General features: G+C 68.0%; 10 protein-coding genes. 1 reads left to right on the top strand and 9 read right to left on the bottom strand.

The features are described from left to right. From AC1DTF_RS31175 to AC1DTF_RS31150, 6 genes are all read right to left on the bottom strand, one after another. On the bottom strand, positions 1-244 hold a 244-nt coding region (locus AC1DTF_RS31175), incomplete at its 3' end, for a YhgE/Pip domain-containing protein (protein ID WP_477476860.1). A 2-nt stretch (positions 245-246) separates the two neighbouring features. After that, positions 247-852, bottom strand: coding sequence for an ATP-binding cassette domain-containing protein (locus AC1DTF_RS31170; protein ID WP_477476861.1), 606 nt, complete (start codon positions 850-852; stop codon positions 247-249). 86 nt (positions 853-938) lie between these two features. Continuing rightward, a complete protein-coding gene (locus AC1DTF_RS31165; protein ID WP_477476859.1) occupies positions 939-1,817 on the bottom strand; it encodes a rhomboid family intramembrane serine protease in 879 nt (292 codons plus the stop codon). A gap of 21 nt (positions 1,818-1,838) precedes the next feature. After that, on the bottom strand, positions 1,839-2,228 hold the full coding sequence (locus AC1DTF_RS31160) for a hypothetical protein (RefSeq protein ID WP_477476858.1): 390 nt from the start codon (positions 2,226-2,228) through the stop codon (positions 1,839-1,841). 48 nt (positions 2,229-2,276) lie between these two features. After that, positions 2,277-3,884, bottom strand: coding sequence for an AMP-binding protein (locus AC1DTF_RS31155; RefSeq protein ID WP_477476857.1), 1,608 nt, complete (start codon positions 3,882-3,884; stop codon positions 2,277-2,279). A 3-nt stretch (positions 3,885-3,887) separates the two neighbouring features. Beyond that, entirely contained in the window at positions 3,888-5,573 is a 1,686-nt protein-coding gene (locus AC1DTF_RS31150) for an AMP-binding protein (RefSeq protein WP_477476856.1), read from the bottom strand. A 59-nt stretch (positions 5,574-5,632) separates the two neighbouring features. Between AC1DTF_RS31150 and AC1DTF_RS31145 the strand changes: the two genes are divergently transcribed. After that, positions 5,633-6,445: a helix-turn-helix transcriptional regulator gene (locus AC1DTF_RS31145; protein WP_057168444.1), complete on the top strand. Its 813-nt coding sequence runs from the start codon at positions 5,633-5,635 to the stop codon at positions 6,443-6,445. Here the strand turns inward: AC1DTF_RS31145 and AC1DTF_RS31140 are convergent. The 3 genes from AC1DTF_RS31140 to AC1DTF_RS31130 all read right to left on the bottom strand — a co-directional run. Further along, a complete protein-coding gene (locus tag AC1DTF_RS31140) occupies positions 6,442-7,212 on the bottom strand; it encodes a nitrilase-related carbon-nitrogen hydrolase (protein ID WP_477476855.1) in 771 nt (256 codons plus the stop codon). The two genes, AC1DTF_RS31145 and AC1DTF_RS31140, sit on opposite strands and share 4 nt — an antisense overlap. Positions 7,213-7,223: 11 nt before the next feature. After that, complete coding sequence (locus AC1DTF_RS31135) at positions 7,224-9,044, bottom strand: ABC transporter ATP-binding protein (protein ID WP_477476854.1); 1,821 nt, start codon at positions 9,042-9,044, stop codon at positions 7,224-7,226. Continuing rightward, a partial coding sequence (locus AC1DTF_RS31130) for an ABC transporter ATP-binding protein (protein WP_477476853.1) occupies positions 9,041-10,049 on the bottom strand: 1,009 nt, incomplete at its 5' end. The genes AC1DTF_RS31130 and AC1DTF_RS31135, both read right to left, overlap by 4 nt.

Here is a 10,049-nt window from a genome sequence, read left to right as displayed (position 1 = left end):
GCACCAGGGCGTCGGCGACCTGTGCACCGGCGTCGAGTTTCTTGCCGTCGACGACGGTGCCGGTGTCCTCGTTGACCAGCGCCACCGGCACCTTGTTCACCGCGTCGAACGGATTCCAGAACGCCCACAGATACATGGCGCCGTACAGCAGCGGCATCAGCACGACGGTGACCAGTGCGATGCGGGGCATCGCGCCGCGGGAGAATCGTTTCAGGTCGGTACCCAGCGACATTCCGGCAAGCATGGCTAGTTCTCCACTCTGATGTCGGCGCGAGCTCCGGGGACGGGGTTGGCGGATGTGGTGATCACCGTCTGGTTCTCCCCCAAGGCGTTGAGCCGCTCCAGCACGACGGCGCGGTTGCCGTCATCGGTGATGCCGTCCAGGTCGCCGACCACCAGCAGCGGCGGCGTCCCGGTGTTGGCCAGCGCGATCCGCAACAACACCTGTGTGAGTTCGCCGAGCTGGTCGAAGTACGCACCAAGCTCCGGCAGCGCGACATCGCCGAAGGTGCTCCCGCAGATATCGGCGAGATCGGTCTGGGAGGCCGGCCCGATGAACCGGTACCACGGTGCATCCCAACGCATCTGCTCGGTGATGAGGTCGCGGACGGTGACGGATTCGGCGATCTTGTCGAGCTGGTCGATATTGGCCAGCGCCGATACCGCGAAGATCTTGCGGGCGTCGGACCGGCCGAACACCGTCACCGTGCCCGAAATCGGTCGCATCCGCCCGGCAAGGGTCAGCAGCAGGGCGGTGCGCCCGGTGCCGGCCGGATGGATCAGCGCGGTCACCCCGCCGGTGTCGATGTCCAGATCGATGGGGCCGTACACCGGGCCCCACGGCCCGCGCATGGTGATGGCGCGGGCGCTGACCGCCGGTTCGGGTTCTGGTTCGGGTTCAGGAACTGCGGCTGACACCGTCCAATCTCAGCACAGAGTCAGCTCAGGTTCAGGTAGCCGCCGAACATCGTCAACAACTGATCGGCCCGCCACCAGATGAGCACCGCGAACAACGCCAGCAGCGCGACCACCACACCGCCCTGGACCAGGTTGCGCTGCGCCCGCGGGGCGTAGACGAAGCCGGCCGCCACCAGGGCTCCGGTGACCAGACCCCCGAGGTGGCCCTGCCAGCTGATCGCCCCGGCACCCAACAGCGGTGCGGCGAAGGTGATGACCACGTTGAGTGCGATCAGCCCGAGCACCCATTTGACATCGAGGTTGAGCCGGCGCGACACCACGAAGATCGCGCCGAACAAGCCGAACACCGCGCCCGAGGCGCCGGCGGTCGCGCTGTTGAGTGGGGAGATGAGGAACACCAGCACCGACCCGCCCAGCGCGCTCAGTGCGTACAGCGCGCCGAACCGCAGCCGGCCCAGTAGCTGCTCCAGCGGCGGGCCGACGACATAGAGCGCCCACATGTTGAACAGGATGTGGGTGATCCCGTAGTGCATGAAGGCCGAGGTCACCAGGCGGTAGTACTGGCCGTCGGCGACCGCGGGCGGCCACAGCGACAGCCGGTTCTCCAGCTGACCCGAGGCCATYTGCAGTACGAACATCACCACGTTGATCGCGATCAGCGTGTAGGTCACCAGYGGCTTGTCGGTGGCCGCCTTGCCGCCGAACCGGCCCTGCGTCGGCCGGACGGTGGCCGCGCCCGCCGCGACACACTCGGGGCACTGGTGGCCCACCGCGGCGGAAATCATGCAGTCCCCGCAGATGTAGCGCCCGCAGCGGGTGCACTGCACGTAGGTCTGGCGACCGGGATGGCGGTAACAGACCGGGGCGGCCTGCGGGGGCACCTGCGGCGGGTAGCTCATATCCCCATTCTCGCCGATGCCTCAGACCAGTCCGGCCGCACGGCGTCGGGTCAGCACCCACAACACCGCGGCGGCGATGACGGCCTCTGCCAGTGAGACCGTGGTGGCCAGTCCCATCAGCACGCTCATCGACTCGGCCTGCGGACCTGCAACGGCCGGTTGTCCGCCGTGCCGGTGGCCGGGTAGCGACAGATGCGCGGCGACCATGGCCAGGCTCATCACCCCGACCACACACCAGATCCGAAGTGAACCGGCACGCCACAGTTCATACCCGCAGAACAGGCAGACCGATGCCATGGCGGCGATCAGCACGGCCAGCACGGCGCTGCTCGCGTGGCCGAGCATCGTCAGGTGCAGCACGGCCGAGAGCACAGCGAGCACCGCACAGAGCCGCCGCCCGCACAGTGCCATGTATCAACTCTTCCAGCAGTGCGGCCTGCGCGCAGCGGGAACGACGGTTCACAGACCGAGGATCTGCACGCTCTCCTCACGCATCTGCACCTTGCGGATCTTGCCGGTGACCGTCATCGGGAACTCGTCGACCAGGTGCACGTACCGCGGGATCTTGTAGTGCGCCAGCCGGCCCTTCGCGAACTCGCGGACGGCCTCGACATCCAGCGGTTCGGCGCCGGGTTTCATCTTGATCCAGACGCAGATCTCTTCGCCGTACTTGGCGTCGGGCACCCCGATCACCTGGGCGTCCTCAATCCCGGGATGGCTGTACAGAAACTCCTCGACCTCACGGGGATAGACGTTCTCGCCGCCGCGGATCACCATGTCCTTGATGCGCCCGACGATGGTGCAGTAGCCGTCCTCGCGCATCACGGCGAGGTCCCCGGTGTGCATCCAGCCGTCCTCGTCGATGGCCTCGGCGGTCTTTGCCTCGTCTTCCCAGTACCCGAGCATCACCGAATAGCCCTTGGTGCAGAACTCCCCGGGCTGCCCGCGTTCCACGATCGCGCCGGTGTCGGGGTCGACGATCTTCACCTCGACGTGCGGGTGCGCGCGGCCGATGGTCGCGGTGCGCCGTTCCAGATCGTCGTCGTGCAGGGTCTGACACGACACCGGCGAGGTCTCGGTCATGCCGTAGGCGATGGCCACCTCGGCCATGTGCATATCGTTGATGCAGCGCTTCATCACCTCGATCGGGCAGACCGCGCCGGCCATGACGCCGGTCCGCAGACTCGACAGGTCACGCTCGGGAAAACTCGGGTGGTTCTGCATGGCGATGAACATGGTCGGCACCCCATATACGCCGGTACAGCGTTCGGCCTCAATGGTTTCCAGCGTGACGCCGGGTTCGAAGCCGGGTGCCGGGATCACCATGGTCACACCGTGGGTGGTGCAGCCCAGGTTGCCCATCACCATGCCGAAGCAGTGGTAGAACGGCACCGGGATGCACAGCCGATCGCCCGGTTTGAGGTTGATGCCCTCGGTGACGAAGAAGCCGTTGTTGAGGATGTTGCGGTGCGACAGCGTCGCGCCCTTCGGGAAACCCGTTGTGCCCGAAGTGTACTGGATATTGATCGGGTCGCTGTTGACCAGCGTGGCCTGCCGGTCCCGCAGCTCACTTTCCGGGACCGCGGCGGCCCGCAGCGCCGCCCAGTCCTCGGTACCCAGGAAGATCACCTCGGTCAAGGTGGGCGCCTCGGTGCGCACCTCGCCGACCATGGCGACATAGTCCGATGTCTTGAATTCGGTGGCCGAGATGAGCATCCGCACGCCCGACTGGTTGAGCACGTAGCCCAGTTCATGGGTGCGGTAGGCCGGGTTGATGTTGACCAGGATGGCGCCGATCTTGGCCGTCGCGTACTGCACGACGGTCCACTCGGCACGGTTGGGCGACCAGATACCCACCCGGTCACCCTTGGCGATGCCGCGGGCCAGCAATCCTCGTGCCACCACGTCGATCTCGTCGTTGAGTTCGCGGTAGGTCCAGCGCAACCCCTGCGCGACGTCGACGAGGGCCTCGGTGTCGGGGTGCTCGGCCGCGGTGCGCTCGAAGTTCGCACCGATGGTGTCTTCGATGATCGGGGCTTCGGTGGGTCCGGCGTCATAACTCTTCATCGCTCAGTCCACCAGATCCTCGTAGCGGTGCTCGGTGTCGATCGGGGTACCCGACCGGTGCGCTTCATCCTCTCGCGTGCGCAGTTCGACGCGCCGGATCTTGCCGGAAATGGTTTTGGGCAGTTCGAAGAACTCGACACGGCGCACCTTCAGGTACGGGGCGAGGTGATCGCGGGCGTACTCCATGATGGCGCGGGCGGTCTCGGCGTCGGCGGCCCAGCCGTCAGCAAGTGCCACATAGGCTTTCGGGATCGCCAGCCGGGTGTCGTGGGGTTGCGGGACGATGGCGGCCTCCACCACCGCGGGGTGCTCGATCAGCACGCTCTCCAGCTCGAACGGCGAGACCTTGTAGTCACTCGACTTGAAGACGTCGTCGGTGCGGCCGATGTAGGTGATGTACCCGTCGGCGTCCCGGCTGGCGACGTCGCCGGTGTGGTAGTAGCCGCCGTGCATCACCGCGTCGTTGCGTTTCGGGTCGCCGAGGTAACCGGTCATCAGATTCACCGGGCGGGTGGCCAGGTCCAGGCAGATCTCGCCCTCGTCGGCGAGTTCCCCGGTGAGCGGGTCGACGAGCACCACCGGGACGCCGGGCATCGGGCGGCCCATCGAGCCGGCCTTGACGGGCTGGCCGGGGGTGTTGCCGACCTGCAAGGTGGTCTCGGTCTGCCCGAAGCCGTCGCGGATCATCAGACCCCACGCGCGTTCGACGGCGGCGATGACCTCGGGGTTGAGCGGTTCACCGGCGCCCAGGATCTCCCGCAGCCCTTCGGGTTTGGCGCCGAGGTCGGATTGGATGAGCATCCGCCACACCGTCGGCGGCGCGCAGAAGGTGTTGACGCCGGCACGCCGGATCTGGTGCAGCAGTTTCTGGGCGTCGAAGCGGGCGTAGTTGTAGACGAAGATCGTGGCCTCGGCGATCCACGGCGCGAAGAAGCAACTCCAGGCGTGCTTGGCCCAGCCGGGTGAGCTGATGGCCAGGTGCACATCGCCGGGGGTGACCCCGATCCAGGCCATGGTGGACATGTGGCCCACCGGGTAGGACACCTGGGAGTGCTCGACAAGTTTGGGCCGGCTGGTGGTGCCGGAGGTGAAGTACACCAGCAGCGGATCCTCGACTGCTGTTACGGTCTCGAAGCGTTGCGGGGCGATGTCGTAGGCGTCGGCGTAGCGGTGCCACCCGGCGTACTCCCCCACCGCGATGCGGACGTAGTCACCCGGCACCTCGTCGAACTTCGGGGTATCGCCGGCGTTGGCGATGACGAACCGGGCACCGCCGCGGTCGATGCGGTCGGCCAGATCGGCGGGCCCCAGCGCGCCGGTGGTCGGCATGACCACCGCGCCCAGTTTGGCCACCGCGAGCATGGCCTCCCACAGCTCGACCTGGTTGCCGAGCATGACCAGCACCCGGTCGCCCTTGCCGACGCCCAGACCCTGCAGCCAGGAGGCGACCCGGTCGGAACGCTGAGACATCTCGGCGAAGCTCACCGTGGTCTCGGTGCCGTCCTCCTCGACGATCCACAGCGCCGGACGGTCGTTGCCCGCGGCGATGACGTCGAACCAGTCGATGGCCCAGTTGAAGGTTCCGGTGATCTCGGGCCAGGCGAAGGTGCCGACCGCCTTGTCATAGTCGCTGATCACGGCCACAAGGTGGTCGCGGGCGGCGCGATACCGATCGGTGTTGGTGCTCATGGCGACTAGGATCTACGTCACACTCACCTGCCCGCTACCCCCGAAAGAGGGGAACCACCGTGCCAGCCCTGCTGAGGCCCCGCGATACCGACGCGGTGCGCGCCGAGTTGCGCCGGGTTGCGGTCGAGGGCGGGGTCCCGGTGCTGTTCGGCGGCGAAGTGCAGGGCGACGCGCTGCTGCTCAGCGAGTTCGTCGGGACCCGGACCGGGCTGCTGCGCGGTCTGGTGGTGCGCTCGAATTCCGGGCTCGGCGGGGCCAGCATGGTCGAGGGCCGGCCGCTGTCGGTGGCCGATTACCGCAATGCCTCGACCATCACCCACGACTACGACGCCCCGGTGCTGTCGGAGGGCATCCGTTCGGTGCTGGCGGTGCCGGTGATCGTGGACGGTGTGCCGCGGGCCATGCTGTACGGCGCCTACCGGTCCGGGGCGCCGTTCGGGGGCCGGGCCGCCGATCTGATGGTCGGCTCCAGTCGGCGGCTGGCCGACGAGCTGCGCATCCGCGACGAGGTGGACCGTCGACTGCGCCTGCGGGAGGCGCAGCAGACCGGGACGGCCAACCCGGAGACCATCCGCGAGGTGTACGCCGGGCTGCGCACGCTGGCTTCTCACGCCAATGCCGACACCGGCGCCGAACTGCACCGGCTGGCCGACCTGCTGTCCGCGCCGTCGGAGGATGTTCATCTGACGCCGCGGGAGCTCGATGTGCTGGCCCAGATCGCGCTGGGCTGCACGAATGCCGAAGCCGCCGAGCGGCTTTCACTCAAGACCGAGACGGTGAAAAGCTATCTGCGCAGTGCCGCAGCGAAACTTGGCACCCGGACCCGCCATGAGTCGGTGTCCCGGGCCCGGCGGGCCCGGCTGATCCCCTAGTACAACTCCGGGCGCCGGTCGGCGAACACATCGTTGTTCGCGCCCAGGGTCTTGCTGGGATCGATGCTCACCACCGCCGACGCGACACCGTGCTCATCGGGCGTCGCCACGATCCAGCCGTCCCGGTCGATGACGGCGGTGCCCCCTGTCCACTGCACACCGCGTTCGGTGCCATGCCGGTCGGCAATCACGGTGGGCAGCCGGGAGGCCCGCGCGGCGGCCATGGCCTGGATGGTCTCGGGCGCATGCTCGCCGTCCGGGCGCTCGGCCAGCGGCCAGTTCACCGGTAGCGCAAGCACTTCGGCACCGGCCAGCGCCAACCGCCGTGGCACCTCAGGGAATTCGATGTCATAGCAGATCGCGACGCCGAGCCGGCCGATCGGCGTGTCGAGCACCAGCCCCGCCTCGTCACCGAGGCTGAAGAACCGGTACTCCTCGTCCCACAGATGCGCCTTGCGGTAGCAGCCCAGCGTGCCGGTGCGGTCGAACACCAACGCCGAGTTGAACAACTGCTCGCCCACCCGTTCGCAGAATCCGATCACCGCCACCGCGCCGTCGGGAACATCACCGGCCAGCGCCGTCAGCCGCGGATCGTCCACGGCCATCGACAGCGCACGGGCCTCGTCGATGTCGCGGAAGACGTACCCGCTGGTGGCCAACTCCGGCAGGACAATCAGCCCCGGCTCGGAGGCCCGTAGCGCGGCCCGTGTAGCGGCGAAATTGTGTTCCTCGTCGCCGAACTCGATCGGTAACGCGACAGACGACACCCGAAGAAGACTCACGCCAGCGACTCGACCCAGGCGCGGTGCAGCGCGGCGAACCGGCCGTCCCTGCTGATCAATTCGGCCGGCGGCCCGTCCTCGACGACCTCGCCGTGTTCGAGCACCAGCACCCGGTCGGCGATCTGCACGGTGGACAGCCGGTGCGCGATCACCACGGCGGTGCGGTCGGCAAGCACGGTGGCCAGCGCGCGCTGCACCATCCGCTCGCTCGGGATGTCCAGCGATGAGGTCGCCTCGTCGAGGATCAGCACCGCCGGGTCGGCAAGGAACGCGCGGGCGAACGCGATGAGCTGACGCTGCCCGGCCGAGAGCCGGCCGCCACGCTTGGCGACGCTGGTCAGATACCCCTCGGGCAGCGCGTCGATGAACCGGTCCGCGCCGACCGCGATCGCCGCCTCGCGGACTTCGGCGTCGGTCGCCGACGGCCGGCCGAACCGGATGTTGTCGGCGACGGTGCCCTCGAACATGAAGTTCTCCTGCGTCACCATCACCACATGCGAGCGCAGATCGGCTTGGGCCATATCGCGAAGATCGGTACCGTCCAGCGTCACCGACCCGCTTACCGGGTCGTAGAACCGGGCCAGCAGTTTGACGATGGTGGTCTTGCCCGCGCCGGTGGTGCCGACCAGCGCCACGGTCTGCCCGGCCGGGATGTCCAGCGTGAGCGACGGCAGCACCGGACGATCCGGCACATACGAGAAGTGCACATCATCGAACGTGATGTGGCCCTTCACGTCCTGCAGCCGCACCGGATGCGCCGGGTCCTCGATGTCGGGATCCTCATCGAGCACACCGGCGATCTTCTCCAGCGCCGCCGACGCGGACTGGAAGGTGTTGAAGAACTGCGAGATCTCCTGCATGGGTTCGAAGAAGATGCGCAGATACAGCAGGAATGCGGTCAGGGTGCCCAGCGTCATCTGATCTTCGAGCACCAGGTAGCCGCCGTAGAGCAGCACCGCGCCGGTGGTGAGGTTGCCGGTCAGGCGCACCGCCGGCATGAAGACCGCCAGCAGTTTGAAGGCCCGCTCGTTGATCGACTTGTACTGGTCGGCAACGTCTTCGAAGATCTCCTGGTTGCGGGGTTCGCGGCGGTAGGCCTGCACCGCCTTGATGCCCGTCATGGTCTCGACGAACTGCACGATCACCAGCGCCGCGGCCTCACGCACCTTCAGGTACGTGCGCGAGGACTCGCTGCGGAACCACAGCGTCAGACCCACCAGGATGGGGAACGCGCACAGGCACGCCAGCCCGAGTCGCCAGTCCAGCACGATCAGCAGTACGGCGGTGCCGAACATGGTCAGCACCGCGGTGATCAGACCGTCGAACCCGGTGGCCAGCATGTCCTGGATGGCGTCGACATCGTTGGTGGACCGGGCCACCACCCGGCCCGAGGTGTAGCGGTCGTGGAAGGCCACGTCGAGGCGCTGGAAGTGGCGGAAAAGCCTGCGGCGCAGCTCGATCAGGATCTCCTGGCCGATCCGTCCGGACCGGCGCAGGAAGTACAGCCGGCTGGTGGCCTGCAGCAACACCACTCCGCACAGCACCGCCAGGATCAGGAACAGTTCCCGCGCGGTGCCCCCGGCGACGATCGGCGGGATGCCGTGGTCGATTCCGCGCTGCACCAGCAGCGGCACCGACAGCCGGGCCGCGTTCTCCAGCACGACGACGACCGCGAGCACCGCGACCACCGACTTGTAGGGCCGCAGCAGCGATCCCAGCAGGGAGCGGGCCTCCCGGCGCCGGGAGATCGACTCGTCGATGGGCAGGTTTTCGTCGTCCGCCGAGACGGCCTTGCCGCGCCAGTCCGTGGTGCTCATTGGCCGGCCTCCGCCAACTCTTCGTCGGCGGCCAGCAGGTACCGGTATTCGGGCGCGTCGGCCAGCAGCTCGGCGTGCGTACCCACCCGGGTGACGGTGCCGTTCTCGAGCAGGGCGACCCGGTCGGCGAGCAGCACCGTCGAGGCGCGGTGGGCCACCACGATGCCGGTGACATCACGCAGCACCCGGCCCAGCGCCTCGGTGACCTCGGCCTCGGTGTGCACGTCGAGCGCCGACAGGGTGTCGTCGAGCACCAGGATCCGCGGGTCGGCGATGATGGCGCGGGCCAGCGAAAGGCGTTGGCGCTGACCACCGGACAGGCTCATGCCCTGCTCGCCGATGCGGGTGTCCAGACCGAACGGCAGCTCGTAGACGAACTCGGCGGCGGCCACGCCGATGGCCTCGGCCAGCTGCTCCTCGGTCGCGTCCGGGTTGCCCAGGCGCAGGTTCTCCGCGACCGACATGGAGAACAGCGTCGGATCCTCGAAGGCGGTGGCCACGGTGTGGCGCAGCGCGGGCAGCGACAGCTCACGGATGTCGGTGCCGTCGACCAGGATCGCGCCCTCGCTCACATCGTGCAGCCGGGACAGCAGCGCCGCCAGCACGGATTTGCCGGATCCGGTCGCACCGACCAGCGCGACGGTCTCCCCGGACTCCACGGCGAGGTTCACGTGCCGCAGCGCCCAGTCGTCGCTGTCCGGGAAGCGGAACCCGACGTCGACGAGTTCCAGCCGGCCGCCGCGTGGCGCCTGGCCGTCCGGTCCATCGCTGATCGTGCGGGGCTCGTCGAAGATCTCGACGACGCGGTTGGCCGCCGTCATCGACTCCTGCGTCATCGACAGCAGGAAGCCCAGCGACGCGATGGGCCACACCAGCGACAGCATCATGGTGATGAACGCGACCAGGGTGCCCATGGTGACCAGGCCGTGGCCGGCGGCATACGCACCGAATCCGAGCACGATGATCAGCGTGATGTTGGGGATGACCTCCAGCAGCGTCCAGAAC

Source organism: Mycobacterium sp. P4_H6 (genome assembly GCF_056400845.1).
This window is presented reverse-complemented; position numbering and strand designations above follow the sequence as displayed.

Bases quoted from the DNA above. Each gene is read 5' to 3' on its own strand.
- AC1DTF_RS31135 (WP_477476854.1), bottom strand. From the start codon at position 9,044: ATGAGCACCACGGACTGGCGCGGCAAGGCCGTCTCGGCGGACGACGAA.
- AC1DTF_RS31160 (WP_477476858.1), bottom strand. From the start codon at position 2,228: ATGGCACTGTGCGGGCGGCGGCTCTGTGCGGTGCTCGCTGTGCTCTCG.
- AC1DTF_RS31170 (WP_477476861.1), bottom strand. From the start codon at position 852: ATGCGCGGGCCGTGGGGCCCGGTGTACGGCCCCATCGATCTGGACATC.
- AC1DTF_RS31150 (WP_477476856.1), bottom strand. From the start codon at position 5,573: ATGAGCACCAACACCGATCGGTATCGCGCCGCCCGCGACCACCTTGTG.
- AC1DTF_RS31155 (WP_477476857.1), bottom strand. From the start codon at position 3,884: ATGAAGAGTTATGACGCCGGACCCACCGAAGCCCCGATCATCGAAGAC.